This is a genomic window from Phyllobacterium sp. P30BS-XVII, from assembly GCF_014138335.1.
Classification (GTDB): domain Bacteria; phylum Pseudomonadota; class Alphaproteobacteria; order Rhizobiales; family Rhizobiaceae; genus Phyllobacterium; species Phyllobacterium meliloti.
The window spans coordinates 296,103-315,737 of sequence record NZ_JACGXO010000002.1 but is presented as its reverse complement, the minus strand read 5'-3'; the positions used below and the strand labels follow the sequence as shown (position 1 = coordinate 315,737).

Genomic DNA, 19,635 nt, shown 5'->3' with positions numbered 1-19,635 from the left:
GCTTCCTGATGAACTCCATTGCATAGGTTCGATTCCCTGGGCAGCATAGCTGTATGTTGCCTGTTTTATATCTCTGAAAGGAATTTCCCATGGCTACGGGAACAGTGAAATGGTTCAACAGCACTAAAGGCTTTGGTTTCATCCAGCCTGACACCGGCGGTGCAGACGTTTTCGTACACATCTCTGCTGTTGAGCGTGCAGGTTTGCGCGGCCTCAATGACGGCCAGAAGATCAACTACGAAATCGTACAGGATCGTCGTTCGGGCAAGTCGTCCGCAGACAACCTCAGCGTTGCTGGCTAATCGCCGCAAGCGAAAATCTCCGGATTTTCCAGCGCATACATTTGAAAAGGCGGGATTTTAATCCCGCCTTTTTGCATTTTTAGAGCAACAGAGTACAAATCAAAAGGTGCTTACACCACATCGCTTCCCGAATAGTCGGCCACCAGCTGCAGCATAGCCCGCAGACCAACGATGAGACCACTCTCATCAACCAAAAACAAATCGGAATGATTAGCTGGCGCTTCTTTGGGATTCTGTCCCTTCGCCGTGACCCCTACCCTGAAGAAAAGCCCCGGCACCACCTGCGAGAAGTAGGAAAAATCTTCACCCCCTGTCCCGCGTTCAGTCAACTTCGTATTTTCGGTTCCGGCAACGCGGGCAAGCGTCGGAGCCATTTGCATAGTTAGATTTTCATTATTGATGACGGGCGGATAACCATTCGCCTCCCAGATGATCTCCGCTTCACCACCCATTCCCTTGGCGACGAAGGTCGACAAGTCATGAAAGCGATCCATCATCTGCTGCCGTTGCCTCTCGGTCGACGTCCGCAGCGTGCCCGTCAGCTCTGCCTTGGCTGGAATAATATTGTAGCGTGTACCAGCTTTGAATGTACCGACGCTCAAAACGGCAGGCTCGCTCACAATATTGGTTTCGCGGCTGATCAGTGTTTGCATGGACGAGACGATTTCAGATGCAATGACGATAGGATCAACGCCGCTCCATGGAGCTGAGCCATGGGTCTGTCTTCCTTTGACTGTCAGCCGGAAAGCATCGGAACCGGCGCTGGTGGGTCCCGGACGATAACCGATTGTTCCAGCAGCAAGACCACTGACGACGTGCAGACCGAAAATCACATCGGGCTTTGGATCGGAGAAGGCACCTTCCTCCAGCATCTTTTTGGCACCGCCGATTTCCCCTTTCGGAAGCTTCTCTTCGGCAGGCTGGAACAGCAGCTTGACGGTTCCTCTCAGATTGGCCTTGTTATTCGCAAGAATCTCAGCGGTGGCCATCAGAATGGCAACGTGACAATCATGACCACAGGCATGCATCACCGGCACGTCATCGCCATCCCAAACCGCGCGGGCCTTTGACGCAAACGGTATATCGGATTTTTCTTCCACGGGGAGCGCATCCATATCGGCGCGCAACGCGATAACCGGTCCAGCACCTGCCTCGCCTTTCAAAACGGCGACAATGCCGGTGGTCGCTACTTTCTCACGAACTTCATAGCCAAGTTCCTTGAGATGCTTGGCTACAAGGCCAGATGTTCGGACCTCTTGATTGCCCAACTCCGGATTTTCATGAATATCGCGCCGCCAAGCAATCATTCGCTGTTCGATATTATGTGCCTCGGCATCAAAGAGACCGTGAATTTTCCGCACCGGGCCGGGTTCGATACCAGACGCCGCCAGAAGTGGAGGAACTCCCAGCGCAAATATTCCGCAACAGGCGCACACCGCCTTGAGAAATTGACGACGTTCAAGCACATCATCAACAGCTTCAGCTACAAATTTCCGCGGTGATAACGGCCTTCCAGGCCCAAACAGTTTCATGGCAATCAACCTTCTTTTTAAAATAAGACACAATAAAAATCTGCTTTAAATAAACGGAATGGTACCCGAACCGATCGGGCTGTCAATAATCCCGAAGGAGCATAAAAAGCTCGCTTATGCCCGCGCGCCTGCGTGTGCTGATCGATGCGCTTGCCTCGCGCCTGCCCGGGATGACCGGAGCAGACGGCGAAATCAAATCAGTCGCCTGAAGCCTCAGGCAACCAGCTGATTGGCACATGCCCCTCATCGCCTGCCACACGGCTCAGCCATTTGGCCACCGACGGATAGGCCGATAGGTCATAGCCGCCCAGGCTTGCCTCATGGGTATAGGCATAAAGCGCGATATCGGCGATGCTGATGGTATCGCCGGCAAAATAGGGCGTCTTCTGCAATTGCTGCTCCATGACCAGCAGTGCCTTGTTTCCGCCCTCCAGCGTTGCCGCCAGCCGCTCCGGCGTCGCGTCTTTCGCGCGCTCAGGATAGATAAGCAAAGCCCGCCGGACAGCAATGTTGGGCTCATGCGTATATTGTTCGAAGAACAGCCATTGATACATCAGGGCGCGCGCATAGGAATCTTTCGGGATGAAGCGGGTTCCCTCAGCCAGATAAAGCAGGATCGCATTCGACTCCGCCAGAAACCGGCCATCATCAAGCTCAAGCAGCGGCACCTTGCCATTGGGGTTCTTGGCGGTGAATGCAGGTTGCCGCGTCGACCCGTCTATGGACGAAATAGCCACATGCTCAAACGGCAGACCAAGCTTCGCCATCAACAGGCGCGGCTTGTAGCAATTTCCGGAAGTCATCTGCGAATAAAGTATAGGCATGATTGGTCTCCTGTGGCGGCCGACCGTAGCCGCTGGTGTCCTGACATATCTGTTTATGTGAAGCATCTTGCAAACATACGTGATGCTTTGAACGTTTCATGTCACACCCTGCATAGAAACAGCGCGATGTGAAGCCTTCAATGTATGCTTTTGCTTGCGATTCCCCGGCCATTGCGACATAGCAGACGCGCAAACCGGCTTCCAATTATCAAACACCTCAGGAGAACGATACCATGGCATTCCTCGCCGACGCCCTTTCCCGTGTGAAGGTTTCCGCAACGATTGCGATCACCCAGAAAGCACGTGATCTGAAAGCCGAGGGCCGGGATGTGATTTCGCTCTCCGTGGGCGAGCCGGATTTTGATACGCCTGAAAATATCAAGGAAGCCGCCATTGCCGCCATCCGTCGCGGCGAAACCAAGTACACACCGGTATCCGGCATTGTGCCGCTGCGTGAAGCCATTGCCCGCAAGTTCAAGCGCGAGAACGAACTGGAATACAAGCCGAGCCAGACCATTGTTTCAACCGGCGGCAAGCATGTCATTTATAACGCACTGCTCGCCACGCTGAACCCCGGCGATGAAGTGATCTGCGTTGCGCCTTACTGGGTCAGCTACCCGGAAATGGTTGCGCTGTGCGGTGGCACCCCGGTTATCGTTTCAGCCCTGCAGAAGAATGAATTCAAGCTGCAGCCGGAAGATCTGGAACGGGCGATCACACCAAAGACCAAATGGGTCATTCTGAACTCACCATCCAACCCTTCGGGCGCTGCCTACAGCTGGGATGAACTGAAGAAGATCACTGATGTTCTCGTGCGTCATCCGCATGTCTGGGTTCTGACCGACGACATGTATGAACACCTGACCTATGGCGACTTCAAATTCGTTACCCCGGCGCAGGTCGAGCCAAGCCTTTATGACCGCACGCTGACCATGAACGGCGTATCCAAGGCCTATGCCATGACCGGCTGGCGCATCGGCTATGCCGCGGGTCCGCAGGCGCTGATCAACGCCATGGATATGGTGCAGGGCCAGCAGACATCGGGCACCAGCGCGATCTCGCAATGGGCCGCTGTCGAGGCACTCGACGGAACGCAGGAACATCTGCCCATCTTCAAGAAAGCCTTTGAAGGTCGCCGCGATCTGATCGTTTCGATGCTCAATCAGGCGCCGCTACTGGAATGCCCGAAGCCGGAAGGCGCGTTCTATGTCTATCCATCCTGCGCGGCAGCCATCGGCAAGACGGCCCCATCGGGCAAAGTGATTGAAACCGATGAGGATTTCGTCAGTGAACTGCTGTCGAGCGAGGCTGTTGCCGCCGTACATGGCTCGGCCTTTGGCCTTGGACCGAACCTGCGCATTTCCTATGCCACATCGGATGCCAAGCTTGAGGAAGCCGGCAAGCGCATCCAGCGCTTCTGCGCCAGCCTGCGCTGATCTGGCAATCCTGTTCGACATGATGAGGGGCCTCCATGGCCCCTTTTTCTTTGGCATGTTGGCTTCACAGCTTTGTGTGAAGCATCATTATCGGGAAATGGCATATTTTGACGGGCAACCCCCGCAGGAATGAAAGAACAGTCATGGTCGCAATCCACCGCAAGCCCGTCTGGGCCATAGCCGAAACTCTGGCAACCCCGGAAGCTGCATTCATGAACCGGCGGGCAATTCTTCAGGCGTGGGGGCTTGGTGCGTTGGCAACCGTGGCTCTCGCAGCTTCGCCGAAGATGGCGCGCGCGGAAGGCGACCGCAAACCCGCTGGCAACCCGGCGCTTTATCCGGCCAAACGCAACGACGCCTACAAGCTTGATCGCAGTCTGACACCGGAAGAGATCAACGCGAAATACAATAATTTTTATGAATTCGGTTCCGACAAGGGCGTTTATGCGGAAGCGCAAAGCCTGATTACCAATCCATGGGCGATTGAAATCGACGGCATGGTGGAAAAGCCTTTTACGATTGACTTCGCTGACCTTGAAGCAAAAATCCCGCTGGAAGAGCGCCTTTACCGGCATCGGTGTGTCGAAGCATGGTCGATGACCATTCCATGGACCGGCTTTTCCCTGTCCAAACTGGTTGAACTGGCAAAACCGCTCGCTTCAGCCAAATATCTCAGGTTCGAGACCTTCAATGATCCATCCATGGCCAGCGGCCAGAACGGCTTTCTCTACACATGGCCCTATGTGGAGGGCGTTACCATGGCGGAAGCCGCCAATGACCTCGCTTTCATGGTCACAGGCGCCTATGGCAAACCGCTGCTCAATCAGTTCGGCGCCCCGATCCGGCTAGCTTTGCCGTGGAAATATGGCTTCAAGTCGATCAAATCGATCCGCAAGATCACTTTCACGGATAAGCAACCGGTGAGTTTCTGGGAAGAGCTGGCATCGAACGAATATGGCTTCTGGGCCAACGTCAATCCGGCGGTTGCGCATCCACGCTGGAGTCAGGCGCATGAGCGCGTGCTGCACACGGGCGAAAGCGTGCCGACGCTGCTGTTCAATGGCTATGGCGATCAGGTCGCATCGCTCTACACGGGACTGGAAGCCGAAACGCTCTATCGCTGATTTTTGAAAACAGACCCCGGAAAGAAAAGAGGCCGGACAATTGCCCGGCCTTAAGTTTTGAAGGATACCATTTCTGGCAAAACCTCCAGAGGGGAACACTTGCGGATGCGCAATGGGAGGAGGAGACGCATCGGCAAGTGATGTGGATATGGGCCTATTAACCGTTTCTTTCAATCCCCTAATTGTGCATTGCACCCATGCACGAAATGCATATCGACAATTTATCGGCATTTTTGAAATGATTGCAGGCATTTACCCCTTAAATGAGCAACCTTATGCTCCAACCCAACTTGTTTTCAAAAGATAATTTTTTGAAAAACCGCCAAAGTTTCTGCACGAAATGGCACTTGGTAGCGATGTGTTCATGCTCAAAAGCAACATACCATCAATATCGAGAAGACGGTTTATCAAAGTCTATTCAGGTATAATCCGGCATCTAATCGGGTAAAGACTTTCAAACAATCGAAGCATGAGCCGATTGACCAATCAGGTATAAGTCGAGCGCGAGAAAAGTGCGCTATCTGTCCTCCCAGAATTGGCGTTAAAAATCCTTGATCATGCCCGTGACCACGGCCGGGTGACGTCGCGCGACATGGTGCGCGAAACTGGCGCTAGCCCCAACACCCTTAAAGTCACTTTTACATCGCTGGTGACAAAAGGAATGCTGGCACGTCATGGCGGCGGGCGTTCGACTTGGTATTCTCTCCCGTAACCAGAAGAATACTGTTTGCGGAATATCGGATCAGTACGACCAGGTGCGCGCCTTTGAGAAAAGGAAATCTCTGAAAACGTGCAATTTGGCGGCGTTCTTGATTCCCTCGGGGTAGCAGAAGAACGTATCGAAGGATGGCATTTCCATCTCCGGCAACAGGCGCACGAGGGTCGAATCCTTCTCGACCATATAATCAGGCAGCACCCCAAGACCGACGCCTTTCTGGATGGCGCGCTTGATCGACAGGAGGTTGTTGATCTGCAGCACAGCGGGCCGCAGATTGCCGTCGGAGCGGCCGATCACCTCAAGCCAGTTGAGATTGGTCAGGTATGACGGTGCGGGTTCGCCAAAGCTGACAATGCGATGGGAGTCGATCTCGTCGATGTTTTCGATCTTGCCATATTTGGCAATATAGCCCGGCGAGGCATAGACGTGCATATGCACCGTGAACAGCCGGCGCTGGATCAGGTCAGGCTGTTGCGGCTGGCGCAGGCGGATCGCACAATCCGCATGGCGCATGGTCAGGTCAAGCTCTTCATTGTCGAGCAGCAACTGCAATTGCACTTCCGGGTAGAGTTCGATGAATTCCTGCACACGCTCGATCAGCCAGCCGGAGCCGAGACCAACTGTCGTTGTCACGCGCAGCTTGCCCGATGGCCGGTCCTTGCTTTCGGTGAGGCGCGAGCGGACGTTTTCCAGTTTCATCAGCACTTCATGTGCCGTGCGGTAAAGCACCTCGCCCTGCTCGGTCAGGATAAGGCCGCGCGCGTGCCGGTGAAACAGGGGAACACCGACATCCTGCTCCAGAGCGCTCACCTGACGGGAAATGGCTGATTGCGACAGATGCAGCGTCTCGGCAGCGTGGGTGAATGACCCCGCTTCCGCCGCAGCATGAAATATTCGCAACTTGTCCCAGTCAAGCGACATGGCGCAGTCTCTCCCCCGTTCCGGTTTCGCACATCGAAACCGGCTCCATTATTTCAGCCCCTATTCGGCAGCCTGACGCACCGGTTCCTGTGCCGTCAGCCAACGTTCAGCCTCAAGCGCCGCCATGCAGCCCATTCCGGCCGCCGTCACAGCCTGACGATAAATATCGTCGGTGACATCACCGGCAGCAAAAACGCCGGGAACATCGGTAGCCGTCGAATCCGCCGCAGTCCACAGATAGCCATTCGGCTTATGCTTGAGTTTCCCCTTGAACAGTTCAACCGCAGGCGCATGCCCGATGGCAACAAACACACCATGCGTTGCAAGGTCCGTCGTCTCGCCCGTTTTGATATTCTTCAGGCGAACGCCGGAAACCGATGCTGCCATAGGCGGCTTTGCCTCAGTACCCGTAATCTCGTCAATGACGTTGTCCCAGACGACTTTGACATTTTCGCGAGCAAACAAACGATCCTGCAGAATTTTTTCCGCACGGAAATGATCGCGACGATGCACGACCGTGACGGACTTTGCCAGATTGGCGAGATAAAGCGCTTCTTCAACGGCCGTATTGCCGCCGCCAACCACAACCACATCCTTGTTGCGATAGAAGAACCCATCGCAGGTGGCGCAAGCCGAAACGCCAAAGCCCATGAATGTCTGTTCGGTGGGAATACCCAGCCATTTTGCCTGTGCGCCCGTTGCGATAATCAGCGCATCGCAGGTGTACTGCGTGCCGCCATCACCGACGAGGCGGAACGGGCGAACGGAAATGTCCACTTCCGTAATGATGTCGTGAATGATCTCTGCGCCGACATGCTCCGCCTGAATGCGCATCTGGTCCATCATCCATGGGCCCTGCACCGGATCGGCATAGCCCGGATAGTTTTCCACATCCGTGGTGATCATCAGCTGACCGCCCTGCTGCAGACCGGCGACGATCACAGGTTTCAGATTGGCGCGAGCCGCATAGATAGCTGCGGTATAACCGGCAGGACCGGAACCGATAATGAGGACGGGCACGTGGCGCTGTGACATATCAAGACCTATAACAACAGATGTTCAGCCAGAAAGGGTTCGGAGCAGAGTTTTCATCATTTCCAATGCCATAAGGTAGTGGGTCAGCCCCCTCCGTTGCAAGGTCTGAGCTTGATATAGCCGGGTTAGCCACAGCTTGTACGTGGTGTTTTGCTATTTCTGGCGCATTGTGACACCTGTCAGAACCGGTTATGAAACATTCTCATGTCCATGTCGCCAGCTTGAGGTCCGCTCATTTTTCGCACCATCATCAATATTTGCGCGCGATTTGGCTTGGTCATGGCCGCTGCCATGCTGATTCCGGCAGCTGTTGATCTGCATATCGGCAACCGGGACTGGATTGCTTTTGTTCAATCGGCCATTTTCACCGGCGTTCTCTGTGGTCTGATTGCACTTGCCACAAACAACCCCGAAATACGCTTCACCCCGCGCCTTGGCTTTCTTTTGATCGTTGCTGTCTGGCTGACTGCAGCTTTGCTCGGATCGTTGCCGCTGTATTTTTCCACATTGCCGATCAGTTTTGCCAAGGCCTTTTTCGAATCCATGTCGGGCATTACCTCGACCGGCGCAACGGTGCTGACAGGATTGGATGCAATGCCGCGCGGCATTCTGCTGTGGCGCTCGCTGCTGTGCTGGTTCGGTGGTTTCGGTTTCGTCGGCTTGGGGCTCTTGCTCCTGCCATCGCTGCGCGTCGGCGGCATTCAGCTGCTGCACATGGAATCCTCGGACAAATCGGAAAAAATCCTGCCGCGTATCCATCAGATCGCCACGGGTATTATCATCGCCTATGTCAGCATGACGGTGCTGTGTACCATTCTCTATTTCGCCGCCGGCATGGGCATGTTCGATGCGGTTAATCACGGCATGACGACGGTTGCGACTGCCGGCTTTTCTACCCATGACTCATCGCTCGGTTTTTATGCCCACAACCGGGCAATCCTCGTTATTGCCACCGTGTTCATGGTGCTCGGCGCCCTGCCCTTTGTGCTCTACATCAAAGCCGTGATGCCGCAGCGCCTGACCTCACTTGCCGATCCGCAGGTGACACTGTTCTTCATCATCGTGATCGGCCTGAGCTTCTTTCTGGCCGTGGGCCTGACGCTGGAAACCGGTATCGGCTTTGGTGACGCGCTAATTGCCGCGTCCTTCAACCTTGTATCCGTCATTTCCACCACGGGTTTTGCCACCGAGGATTACACGCGCTGGGGATCGGAAGCGCTCGGCATCTTCTTCATCGTCACCTTTATCGGCGGCTGCGCCGGGTCAACCTCGGGCGGCATCAAGCTCAATCGCCTGATCATTCTCTGGCAGCTCGCCTCCGCCAGCCTGACGCGGCTGATCATGCCCAATGCTATTGTCAAAATGCGTTATGGCCGCTCGGAAATCAGTCAGGAAGTCGCCCAATCGGCGCTGCTGTTCATTTTTCTCTATATGGCATCACTGGTTATCGGCGCCACGGCCCTTGCCATGCTCGGCAATGATCTGGGCACATCAATCACCGGCGCCCTCACGGCGCTTTCCAATGTAGGCCCCGGTTTTGGCGATACAATCGGTCCCGTTGGCAATTTTTCGACGCTTGGCGATCCTTCTCTTATGGTTCTCAGCTATCTGATGCTGGCTGGACGCCTTGAGATTATCACCATCGTTATTCTGTTTACACGCCGCTTCTGGAGCAGATAGGTCCATGCTATGAACCTGTTTGTAACTGGATGCGGATGCATTACACAGCGACAGGAATCGCCTATGGTGCTCGCTATTAAGCGCCTTTTTGACAGGGATACAATCAGACCATGCCTTTGAAGGCGGACTTGGACGAGATCGACTGGAAAATTCTGAAACAGCTTCAGGATAATGGCCGCATCACCAATGTGGAGCTTGCCGAACGCGTCGGCATATCAGCGCCGCCCTGTCTGCGCCGTGTGCGCAAGCTGGAGGAAAGCGGGATTATTCAGGGCTATAGAGCCATCCTGAATGGTTCCATCCTCGGTCAGGATATTGTGGCATTCTGCATGATCCGCCTGCACCGGCAGTCCGATGCCGACCTGAAAAGTTTTGCTGAAAAGACCAAAGGCTGGACGATTGTGCGCCGCGCATGGATGGTATCAGGGGAATCCGACTTCCTGCTGCATTGCGTGGCCAGCGATATCAGCATCTTCCAGAATTTCGTTATCGAAGACCTGACGGCAACGCCCAATGTGGATTCGGTGCGTACATCGCTGACAATCCGTTCGGTCAAGAACGAACCGCTAATGGTGCTCTAGAACGATCCTCTAACCGCGAATTTTCGAATAGAGAAACAGGAGAACCCGGTAATAGGGCCGGAGCACCTCACGCTTCAGCTTGTCCGAGAGCGTCTTCTTGCCCTGAACAACCGTGCCGCCAAGATTGAAATCAATCTCGCGAATGGTGATGGGCCGGGCCGAAAGCATCCTGACCGGATGCAGCCAGCGCATTTGCAGCGTGGTATCCACGGGCCGGTCGAACACTTCCGTCGCCGCAAGCAGGGCAATCGCCGCATCGCGGCCAATCAGCTGCATCTGCATGCCCAAACCCGGCAGTTTAGGCTGCATGATGGACATATCACCGCTTCGGGCAATCTCACCGCTCACCTCACCCCGCGGCCAGCGCGGAAAGCGGATGTAGTCCGCAGGCTTGATTGTCTCGACAGCCAGTTTCAACTGTTCTGCGAAACCCGCGTCGATATCGACATCATCCTCAATGACCAGACCGGCATCAAGATTATCGTCGACAATCGCTTGCCACGCCTTTCGGTGCGAGAGGAAACAGGCAATCTCGGTGATACGCAAATCGAAGGGATAAGCAGGAAAATGCAGCGATTTCCTGCTGTAAACCGCCGCAATATCACTTTTTCCAAGCTGTTGCGCGTCAACAGCATCGATAATCTCTGATGCGATCGGCAGGCGCTGCATCAGCGCTTGGACATGTTCACCGCGCTTTTCGGCGCGCTTCAGATGGATGATGAAAGCCGAAACTTTCATCACCCGGCCCTGCTATTGCTGCCAAACAGCCGCTCATACACGGTGAGGATTTTCGCTGCCTCGTTCTGCAAGGGAAAATTCTCCCTGACATGCTCAAGACCTGATTTTCCCGCCTCTTCGCATTTATGCGGATCAGCCAGATAGCGCTCAATTGCCTGTTCCAGCGCCGGGCCATCCCCTGCCGGAACCACCATGCCCGAAGCGCGATCCACCATTTCCGCGTAGGCACCCGCATCACTGGTGACAACTGCCGTTTGCGAGGCCATGGCTTCAAGCGGCGTCAGGCCAAAGCCTTCATTGCGGGAAGGCGCAACATAGAGCGTCATGCGGCGGTACCAGAGCTTTACATCAGGCACTTCGCCGAGAAAAATCAGGCGATCCTGCAATCCGGCTTTGGCGATCTTCTCGCGCAGGGCCTGTTCGAAGCCCTTATGCTCGGCGGTTGTGCGCCCGGTCATGACGGCTGTCCACTCAGGGTAGCGCGGCAAAAGATTGATCATCGCATCAACGAAGAGATCAGTCCCCTTGGAATGCCGGATACGCCCGGAACAGCCAACGAGATATTTCCCCGGCAGGCCAGAAGCCGTGAACGTGTCTTCATTCGTCACCGGCGGATGGAACATCTCGGTGTCCACGCCGTGCATGATCACCGTATGCGATACTTTGAGAAAACTGCCCGACTTGGCGCTGGTGGCAATGACAGCATTCATCCGCCGGATCAGCCATTTCGTGAAGGGCTTGTGATCGCGCTGCGCGGCGGAGGTAAACAGCAGACGCAGCTTCATGCGCAGCACATGGCGCAGGAAGATGCCCGCAATCATTTCATTGTTGCGACGCGCATGCCAGATTCGGAAAGGTCGGGTCTTTGGTTTGAACCAAAGTCCGGGCAGCGAACGCCACCCGATCTTTGGCAGGTTGTCGGGAAGACCCGGTCCCATGGCAACGATATCAAGACCGTTTGCCCTTTGCAGCGGAATAAGCTGCACGATAGTCGAGGTGACCCCGGAAAGCTTGCGCTTGAAATTCGGGGCGATCACCTCAACCTTATCAAGAGGTTCCTGCACGATATCAGGCGAACTTGAATCCGACGATTTCATAGGAACGGGCACCGCCCGGTGCATTGACCTCGATCGTGTCGCCTTCGCTCTTGCCGATCAGGGCACGGGCAATGGGCGAGGAAATGGAAATGCGTCCGGCTTTCGGATCAGCTTCCTGATCGCCGACGATCTGGTAGATCTTCTTGTCTTCCGTATCTTCGTCGATCAGCTGCACGGTGGCACCAAACTTGATCTTGTCGCCTGACAGTTTCGAGATATCGATGATCTCGGCATGCCCGATATAGCCTTCAAGCTCGCTGACGCGGCCTTCATTGTGGCTCTGGGCTTCCTTGGCGGCATGATACTCGGCATTTTCCGAAAGGTCGCCATGGGCGCGCGCTTCCGAAATTGCCAGAATGATACGGGGCCGCTCTTCTTGCTGGCGCCAGCGCAACTCTTCCTTGAGCTTGTCAAATCCGCCTTGAGTCATCGGGACCTTTTCCATGCCCTCTCCTTTCGCAGTCAGTGTCAAATGCGCCCCGCCAGGGCCGCGCGACACAAAAAGAAAACGGTCACCGAAGCTCAAGACTTCGGAACCGTTCAGTCATCAGTCGTTTAATATAGCATTCTTTCCGGCGATTTCACGAAGAAAGTAGAAAATGTCGCGGATTGGACGCCGATAGTTTCGCACGACCGCATTGCTGCACTGGTCACTCGAGTGTGATTCAGTGTGAAAGGACCGCAGAGCAGCAATACTCCACACTGCGATTGATCTGAACCGGGCCCAAAACGAGGGAGGACGCGATGCTGAACCGAATGAGCATATTGGCAACCGGTTTTACGGTTTTGCTTTGCACCACCCTGCCGCTCCAGGCGGCGGACCTCAAAACTGAAAAGGTGAATGTGACAGCGCAAACCATTGCCGAACGGTTGGAGCATCCCTGGAGTCTTGCATTTCTCCCGGATGGAGCACTGCTCGTGACGGAACGCACCGGCAATATGCGCATCATCAGGGATGGCAAGGCTTCGGCACCTGTTGCCAATGTTCCGGAGGTTGCCGTCGCCGGTCAAGGCGGTCTGCTCGACGTGGTGCTGGCGCCGGACTTTTCCACGAGCAATACGATTTACTTCACTTTTTCCGAACCCGGCAAAGGCGGCGCTGGTACGGCGCTGGCAAGCGCCAAGCTCATACGCGGCGAAAACAGCAACAGGCTTGAAAACGTCAAAGTGCTCGTGGCGATGCATAAAAAGACGACAAAAGGCCAGCATTTCGGCTCACGGATTGTCATTGCGCCCGACGGCAAACTGTTCGTGACCATGGGCGAGCGCGGCGAGCAGGATCGTGCGCAGGATTTCAGGGATCAGGCGGGGTCGGTCCTTCGCATCAATGCAGATGGCAGTATTCCCTCCGACAATCCATTTGCCGATGGCAAGAAAGGACTTCCGGAAATCTGGTCCAAAGGACATCGCAATCCGCAAGGTGCCGCGTGGGACCCGCTGACAAAATCACTGCTGACTGTCGAACATGGCGCAATGGGCGGTGACGAAGTCAACCAGCCAAAGCCCGGAAGGAACTACGGCTGGCCTGTCATTTCCTATGGCAAACATTATTCCGGGGCCAAGATTGGCAGGGGCACCAGCGCCGCGGGATATGAACAGCCGCTTTACTACTGGGACCCGTCCATCGCTCCGTCAGGATTGGCAATCTATCAGGGGTCAATGTTCCCGGAATGGCAAGGCGACCTTCTGGTCGGATCACTCAAATTCGAGCTGCTATCACGTTTGGACAGGGACGATAAAGGTGCATTTACCGGCGAGGAGCGGATGTTCGACGGTGCGTTCGGGCGCATTCGCGATGTCAGGGTGGCGCCGGATGGCTCGGTCTACCTGCTGACAGATGAGGCCAATGGCAAGATCATCCGTCTGACCCGCACCTAGTGGTGAGTGCTCTTGAAGTCGCCCACGACAACCGGTAGAGCAAGGCGCGGGCTCAAATCCTTGGGATGACCGCACATATTCTGTGGGTTCATCATGACGCAAGGCCGTGCCAATCTGTTGCTGCTTTTCGCAGGCGCCATCTGGGGCCTCGGATTTGTTGCGCAGGCCAGCGCCGTCGGCAATGTCGGCGCCTTTCTATTCATCGGATTGCGCTTCGGACTTGCAAGCCTCACGGTCGCGCCGCTGGCAATCCACGAAGCACGGCAAGCCAAACAGCGTCTTGCCCTCAAAGACTATGGGGGGTTCATCTTTATCGGACTGTTTCTATCAGTCGGGTCCGTTCTGCAGCAAATCGGCCTTGCCACCACAACTGTCACCAATTCGGGCTTTCTGACCGGCCTTTACGTGGTGATGGTGCCTATTTTCGGCGTCATGCTGTTCTGGAATTGGCCGAGCCCTATTGTATGGCCATGCGCCCTGACAGCACTTGGCGGCATTTATCTGCTGTCGGGCGGGCAGCTTGGCAATCTGACGACCGGTGACTGGCTGACAATCCTGTGTGCTGCCTTCTGGGCGCTCCAGATCATCTTTATCAACCGTCTTGCCCATGAAAACGGCCGGCCCTTCATGCTTTCACTCGTGCAGTTTCTTACCTGCGCTGTGTTCGGCATCACGATTGGCCTGTTCACCGAGCCGTTCAACCTGCCATCCATCATGTTGTCATGGCCCGCCATTCTTTTTGGCGGCGTGTTCTCCTGCGGCATTGCCTTTACCCTGCAGGCAGTGGGACAGCGCTATACCAGTGCGCCACAAGCGGCGATCATGCTTTCCTCCGAAGCCCTGTTTGCGGCGCTCTTCGGCGCGATTTTGCTTGGCGAGCGCCTGACATTCCATGGCATGATCGGTTGTGCGCTGATATTCATCGCCATGATAACGGTCGAACTCGTACCGGCACTCCGTAACCGTACGGATGCAGCGTAAAAAAGCGCCTCGGAATCACCACATAGGTTAATCCGAGCGCTGACCTTTCCTTTACATTTTGGCTTTATTTTATCGCATCGACGCTTGGTTTCAGGCGAAAAGGATGTGGTGACATGAGTTTTGCGTTGTCGTCCGCCGTGCCCTTGCGGCGCCTTTCGACCGTCTTTGTCCTGTGTACAGCAACCGCGCTCAGCGCCTGCGGCATGGGCGATGTCAGGCGCCCGCAAGCCAATGTCGGCCATGGCTCCAGCACAACAGAAAGCGACACTTATATCGCCGAGGCTCCGCCCGCTAACACAACCACCGATACGTCCATTGGCAATAATTCTCTGGCTGGTGAAGAGAGCCGCATTGCAAACAATGAGGTAGATCAGCCCGCGGCAAACGAGGAAAGCCCTCCTGCCGAGCAGAACCTTGCAGCCGAACAGCCCGTTATGACGGAAGAAAATCACGCGGTGGCAAGCAATGAACAGAATTATGGCTATGCGGGCGGCAACCTCCGCGATCCTATTTCCCGCAATGAAAGCCGTTATGGCATGCCCGCAAGCGAAGTTGCCTGCCGAACACAGCTCAAGCAGCTTGGCGTGGTTTTTCAGGAGCGCGCGCCCATCAATGATGGTGGTGTGTGCCGCATCGACAATCCGCTCAACGTCAGCGGCTTTGCCAGCGGGCAAATCCGGTTGAAACCGAGCGCAACCTTAAATTGCCAAATGACGCTGGCCTTCGCCCGCTGGGTCAAGGGTGATCTGTCGCCCTCCACCCGGCTGCGCTATCTCTCCGGCGTCAATACGATTCATCAGGCGTCGAGCTATTCCTGCCGCACCATGAGCAACCGACGCGGTGCCAATATGTCTGAACATTCAAAGGGCAATGCGCTGGATATTGCAAAAATTACCCTGAACAACGGCACTGACGTCAAGGTGCAGAAGCCGGGATTCTTCGCATTCCGCCAGCGTGGATTGCTCAACAATGTTCGCTCCGACGCCTGCGATTATTTCACCACGGTGCTTGGACCCGGCTACGACATTTTCCACAAGGACCATTTCCACTTCGACCTGATGCAAAGGCGAAATGGCCATCGCGCCTGCCGATAGTCCGCCCTAATGATGGGCCGGTTCTTGAACCCGGCCGATATATTCCCAGATTGTCACGACGATGAGGATCAGACTGGTCGCAGCGCCCAGCACCAGCGGCGAAAGCTCACCGCCTGCAAACGCCAGAACAGCGCACAGTACAAGTCCAGCAATGTGCGACAGAGGCGGCCTGCCCTCAACATAGCCCTTGAACAGCAGATTACCGATCAGATAGAGCGCCGTTCCGCCGATGGATGTCCATAGGACAGCGGGTGCAGAATGGCCGGTCGGATGTGCCAGTATCAGCTCATCCGAAACAGCGACAACGATAATGCCCGCCACCAGCAGCACATGAATATAGGTATAGGCAACGCGGGCGATGCGGCCCGGATCATCCGTCGAAGCGATTTTATGGTGCGCCCGCAACTGCCCGACATTGAAATAGATCAGCCACATGGCAACTGACGCCACAAAGGTGGTCAGAAATGCGGAAAACGAAATGAAGGTCCATTCCTGCTCGGCGAACGTCGCGCCGGAAACAAGGATGGATTCGCCCAGCGCAATGATGATGAACAGCGCCGCCCGCTCGGCCATGTGGTCGCCGTCCACATCCCAGTCTGTCGTGGATGATGCACCAAGACCCGGCGTGCGAAAACCCATCGCCGGTCCCGCAATCTCGATCAGCAGGGCAATAAGCCAGAAATATACCCGGTTTTCCGGCTCGGCCAGACCACCTGTGATCCAGAATATGCCTGATATGCAAAGCCAGATCGAGATACGGACAAAGTTGAGATAATTGGAGCGATTGTGGTGCCGCATCGCCCACATCATGAAAAGTGAACGGCCAAGCTGCATCGTGACAAACGCCACGGCAAAAACCAGTCCCCGCCCTGCAAAAGCCGTGGGTATCGAGGTGGATAGTACCAGCCCCGCCAGCATCAGCACGAAGAGCATGACCCGGACAGGCGGCGTTGTCGGATCGAGCCAGTTCGTCACCCATGCCGTATAGACCCATACCCACCAGACCGCCGCCAGCAGCAGCGTGCTTTCGCCGAGCCCCTTAAGGCTGAGATCATGCAGCAGAAAATGCGAAATCTGGGTGATCGCGAACACAAAAACGAGGTCGAAGAACAGTTCGACGAAATCGACCTTTGCACTATCGCCTTCACCGCGCTTACGCGAATAGTTCCGGATTGCCCCAGATAATGTCATTTGCCGCCCTCAAATATCCCATCCGCGCAAATGGTGCCTGATACGGCGTTTTATTCCAAGCTTTTTAGGGCGTTAACCCACAGCCAGTTTATCTCGACCCGCCACCACATTCGAATGAAGCTGCATAAACACTCCTGACAAAACACCCTTGTCATTGGCTGATCAGCTGCCTTTAATGCTGGTAAATCCCAACCGTCAGGAAAGGCTTACCATGCGCTTTACCGATCGCTACCCGATCATTGTCACCGACAGAAAAGAGGCCTGCCGCGATTTCTGGATACGGCATCTCGGCTTCACCAGCGGATTTGACAGCACATGGTTCTGCTGGCTTTCAGGCGAAGATCACACGGCTTCCATCGCCTTCATGACGCCGGATCATCCATCAGCACCGCCCGGCCCGGAAAGTTTTGGCGGCAAGGGCATGTGTTTTGAATTGCAGGTGGAAGACGCCGCAGCGGCATTCGAGAAAGTCACGGCAAGCGGATTGCAGGTCGAATATCCACTCACCGACGAACCTTTCGGCCAGCGCCGTTTTGGCTTTCACGATCCGTCGGGACTTTGGATCGATATTGTCGAGCAGATCGATCCGCAAGCCAATTTCTGGGACAAATATATGATTGGCGGCTAGGCCTTTGTCTCAGGCGGCACCGGTGTCGGGTTGCCTGATGTATCAAGTGCCACCATCACGAAATCCGCATGGGTAACGCGCTCCATCAGATCGGAGAGATAACGCTGTGCCCATGCCTCCACCTTCAGGGTGATGGATGTGCGCCCGACGCGTTCGATATGGGTGTAAACACACAGCGTGTCGCCGATCTTGACCGGCTTGGCAAAAGCCATTTCCTTGACAGCCGCCGTTACCACACGCCCGCGTGCCCGCTCTGCTGCGCGGATACCGCAGGACAAATCCATCTGCGCCATAACCCAGCCGCCAAAAATATCGCCAGCTGCATTGGCATCCGCTGGCATGGCGAGCGTACGCAGGGTCAATTCGCCGATTGGCTTGGTTTCTTCAGTCAATTCCGGTCTCCGTAACAAATCATCTTAATTGATGATGCAGTGCAATAGAGGCAATGGAAAGACCTTGTGTGCAAGAACTGTCAGAAAGCCGACATGCCGGGTCGCTGCACGGTTTTTGACATCACCGCCCACTCGCTTAGGGTCGCAATGACACTGAACGACTGGAGCAGGCCATGAAAATCACCGATGTAAAAACCTTTGTCGTCGGCAATCCGCCGCCCTCGTTCGGTGGCACATGGTTCCTCTTTGTCAAACTCACCACTGATTCAGGCATTGTCGGTTATGGCGAAGCCTATAATTCGACCGTCAGCCCGCAAGTCATGCGCAAGGTGATCGAGGATGTGGCCGAGCGCTGGCTGATTGGCGAAGACCCGCATCATATTGAGCGATTCTTTCGCCGCGCCTATTCCGGCGGGTTCACCCAGCGCCCTGACGTGACCATCATGGGCGCCGTTTCGGCACTCGAAATGGCCTGCTGGGACATTATCGGCAAGGAAGCGGGCAAGCCCGTCTATGAACTCCTGGGCGGACGGGTGCATGGGCGGCTGCGCAGCTACACCTACCTTTACCCGAAGCCCGAACTGGGCGAGACATCGGCAATATACTGGAATGCCGAAGCCTCGGCGGAGCGCGCTGCCGAATATGTGGCTGAAGGCTATACGGCGGTGAAATTCGATCCGGTCGCGCCCTATACCTCTTTCGACCCGCGCCAGCTTTCGCTCGAACAGCTCGACCTTGGCGAAAAATTCGTTCGTCTTGTGCGCGAAGCCGTTGGCTCAAAAGCTGACCTCCTCTTCGGTACGCACGGCCAGATGACGCCCACCAGTGCCGTAAGACTGGCAAAGCGGCTCGAGCCCTATGACCCGCTCTGGCTGGAAGAACCTGTTCCGCCAGATATGCCTGAAAACATGGCCTATGTGCAGCAACATACCTCCATTCCCGTTGCGGCGGGCGAACGTCTGACGACGAAATACGAGTTTCAGCGCCTGCTGGTAAACCGTGCCGCCAATATACTGCAAATGAATCTGGGGCGCGTTGGCGGCATTCTCGAAGCCAAGAAAATTGCTGGCATGGCCGAGACGTTCCATGCGCAGATCGCGCCGCATCTCTATTGCGGGCCAATTGTCGGCGCTGCCAATATCCAGCTTTCCACCTGCAGCCCCAATTTCCTCATTCTCGAATGTATTCAGGCTTTCGGCGGCTTTCATGCGGAAATTCTCAAAAAGCCGATTCAATGGGAGGAAGGCTACATCATTCCGCCAACATCGCCGGGCCTCGGGGTGGAACTGAATGAAGCTGTGGCCGAAGCCCACGCCTATGACGGCCATGAACTGCACCTGAACATGGGCCGCGACCCGCTGATCGTCTGACGAAGTGGATCGTCCCATTGTTGGAAAATTGTCACGCTGGCCGGTGATCCGCGCAGCAATTCCACGCCAATGGATGCTTTTAGGTTGCGGTGCGGTCTAAATACTGGTTCTAA

Annotated in this window: 20 protein-coding genes; 11 read left to right on the top strand and 9 right to left on the bottom strand. The window is 55.4% G+C overall.

What is annotated here, in order from left to right:
* The first annotated feature begins 89 nt into the window (after positions 1-89).
* Entirely contained in the window at positions 90-302 is a 213-nt protein-coding gene (locus FHW17_RS07465) for a cold-shock protein (protein ID WP_091877960.1), read from the top strand.
* 110 nt (positions 303-412) lie between these two features.
* Here the strand turns inward: FHW17_RS07465 and FHW17_RS07460 are convergent, their stop codons facing one another.
* Both FHW17_RS07460 and FHW17_RS07455 read right to left on the bottom strand, forming a co-directional pair.
* Entirely contained in the window at positions 413-1,609 is a 1,197-nt protein-coding gene (locus FHW17_RS07460) for an amidohydrolase (protein ID WP_182509519.1), read from the bottom strand.
* A gap of 422 nt (positions 1,610-2,031) precedes the next feature.
* On the bottom strand, positions 2,032-2,658 hold the full coding sequence (locus FHW17_RS07455) for a glutathione S-transferase family protein (protein WP_182509518.1): 627 nt from the start codon (positions 2,656-2,658) through the stop codon (positions 2,032-2,034).
* Positions 2,659-2,891: 233 nt separating this feature from the next.
* Here FHW17_RS07455 and FHW17_RS07450 point away from each other — a divergent pair, with 233 nt between their 5' ends.
* The 3 genes from FHW17_RS07450 (at position 2,892) to FHW17_RS07440 (ending at position 5,930) form a co-directional block, all read left to right on the top strand.
* Positions 2,892-4,094 (top strand): pyridoxal phosphate-dependent aminotransferase, encoded by a 1,203-nt coding sequence (locus FHW17_RS07450; protein ID WP_091877964.1) that lies wholly within the window; start codon positions 2,892-2,894, stop codon positions 4,092-4,094.
* 143 nt (positions 4,095-4,237) lie between these two features.
* Positions 4,238-5,218, top strand: a complete 981-nt coding sequence (gene msrP, locus FHW17_RS07445) for a protein-methionine-sulfoxide reductase catalytic subunit MsrP (protein ID WP_112525736.1) — start codon at positions 4,238-4,240, stop codon at positions 5,216-5,218.
* A gap of 592 nt (positions 5,219-5,810) precedes the next feature.
* Entirely contained in the window at positions 5,811-5,930 is a 120-nt protein-coding gene (locus FHW17_RS07440) for a hypothetical protein (protein ID WP_246706755.1), read from the top strand.
* Between the two features lie 30 nt (positions 5,931-5,960).
* Here the strand turns inward: FHW17_RS07440 and FHW17_RS07435 are convergent, their stop codons facing one another.
* Together FHW17_RS07435 and trxB are read right to left on the bottom strand one after the other, a co-directional pair.
* The gene (locus FHW17_RS07435; RefSeq protein WP_091877967.1) at positions 5,961-6,857 is read right to left on the bottom strand and encodes a LysR family transcriptional regulator; all 897 of its coding nucleotides are present in this window, start codon (positions 6,855-6,857) and stop codon (positions 5,961-5,963) included.
* Positions 6,858-6,917: 60 nt separating this feature from the next.
* Positions 6,918-7,892, bottom strand: a complete 975-nt coding sequence (trxB, locus tag FHW17_RS07430) for a thioredoxin-disulfide reductase (protein ID WP_112525738.1) — start codon at positions 7,890-7,892, stop codon at positions 6,918-6,920.
* Positions 7,893-8,171: 279 nt separating this feature from the next.
* Here trxB and FHW17_RS07425 point away from each other — a divergent pair, with 279 nt between their 5' ends.
* Positions 8,172-9,572, top strand: a complete 1,401-nt coding sequence (locus FHW17_RS07425) for a TrkH family potassium uptake protein (RefSeq protein ID WP_113097338.1) — start codon at positions 8,172-8,174, stop codon at positions 9,570-9,572.
* A gap of 110 nt (positions 9,573-9,682) precedes the next feature.
* On the top strand, positions 9,683-10,153 hold the full coding sequence (locus FHW17_RS07420) for an Lrp/AsnC family transcriptional regulator (protein ID WP_091877970.1): 471 nt from the start codon (positions 9,683-9,685) through the stop codon (positions 10,151-10,153).
* Between the two features lie 9 nt (positions 10,154-10,162).
* On the opposite strand, the gene FHW17_RS07415 is transcribed toward FHW17_RS07420, so the two are convergent.
* From FHW17_RS07415 to greA, 3 genes are read right to left on the bottom strand one after another with little or no spacing between them, the layout of a single operon-like run.
* A complete protein-coding gene (locus FHW17_RS07415; protein WP_182509516.1) occupies positions 10,163-10,891 on the bottom strand; it encodes a glycosyltransferase family 25 protein in 729 nt (242 codons plus the stop codon).
* Positions 10,891-11,988 (bottom strand): glycosyltransferase family 4 protein, encoded by a 1,098-nt coding sequence (locus FHW17_RS07410; RefSeq protein ID WP_182509515.1) that lies wholly within the window; start codon positions 11,986-11,988, stop codon positions 10,891-10,893. Before FHW17_RS07410 ends, FHW17_RS07415 begins: the two co-directional genes overlap by 1 nt.
* Positions 11,960-12,433: a transcription elongation factor GreA gene (gene greA, locus FHW17_RS07405; RefSeq protein WP_112526015.1), complete on the bottom strand. Its 474-nt coding sequence runs from the start codon at positions 12,431-12,433 to the stop codon at positions 11,960-11,962. Before greA ends, FHW17_RS07410 begins: the two co-directional genes overlap by 29 nt.
* 299 nt (positions 12,434-12,732) lie before the next feature.
* On the opposite strand from greA, the gene FHW17_RS07400 reads away from it, so the two are divergent.
* From FHW17_RS07400 to FHW17_RS07390, 3 genes are all read left to right on the top strand, one after another.
* Positions 12,733-13,866: a PQQ-dependent sugar dehydrogenase gene (locus tag FHW17_RS07400; protein WP_227987970.1), complete on the top strand. Its 1,134-nt coding sequence runs from the start codon at positions 12,733-12,735 to the stop codon at positions 13,864-13,866.
* A gap of 93 nt (positions 13,867-13,959) precedes the next feature.
* Positions 13,960-14,847 (top strand): DMT family transporter, encoded by an 888-nt coding sequence (locus FHW17_RS07395; RefSeq protein ID WP_112525748.1) that lies wholly within the window; start codon positions 13,960-13,962, stop codon positions 14,845-14,847.
* A 113-nt stretch (positions 14,848-14,960) separates the two neighbouring features.
* Complete coding sequence (locus tag FHW17_RS07390; protein ID WP_182509514.1) at positions 14,961-15,941, top strand: extensin family protein; 981 nt, start codon at positions 14,961-14,963, stop codon at positions 15,939-15,941.
* A 6-nt stretch (positions 15,942-15,947) separates the two neighbouring features.
* On the opposite strand, the gene FHW17_RS07385 is transcribed toward FHW17_RS07390, so the two are convergent.
* Entirely contained in the window at positions 15,948-17,132 is a 1,185-nt protein-coding gene (locus tag FHW17_RS07385; protein ID WP_112525752.1) for a low temperature requirement protein A, read from the bottom strand.
* A gap of 211 nt (positions 17,133-17,343) precedes the next feature.
* Between FHW17_RS07385 and FHW17_RS07380 the strand changes: the two genes are divergently transcribed.
* Positions 17,344-17,760, top strand: a complete 417-nt coding sequence (locus FHW17_RS07380; RefSeq protein WP_113097332.1) for a VOC family protein — start codon at positions 17,344-17,346, stop codon at positions 17,758-17,760.
* Here the strand turns inward: FHW17_RS07380 and FHW17_RS07375 are convergent.
* On the bottom strand, positions 17,757-18,101 hold the full coding sequence (locus FHW17_RS07375; RefSeq protein ID WP_112526017.1) for an acyl-CoA thioesterase: 345 nt from the start codon (positions 18,099-18,101) through the stop codon (positions 17,757-17,759). The genes FHW17_RS07380 and FHW17_RS07375 overlap by 4 nt on opposite strands.
* A gap of 224 nt (positions 18,102-18,325) precedes the next feature.
* On the opposite strand from FHW17_RS07375, the gene FHW17_RS07370 reads away from it, so the two are divergent.
* Positions 18,326-19,522 (top strand): mandelate racemase/muconate lactonizing enzyme family protein, encoded by a 1,197-nt coding sequence (locus tag FHW17_RS07370; RefSeq protein ID WP_182509513.1) that lies wholly within the window; start codon positions 18,326-18,328, stop codon positions 19,520-19,522.
* The last annotated feature ends 113 nt before the right edge of the window (positions 19,523-19,635 follow it).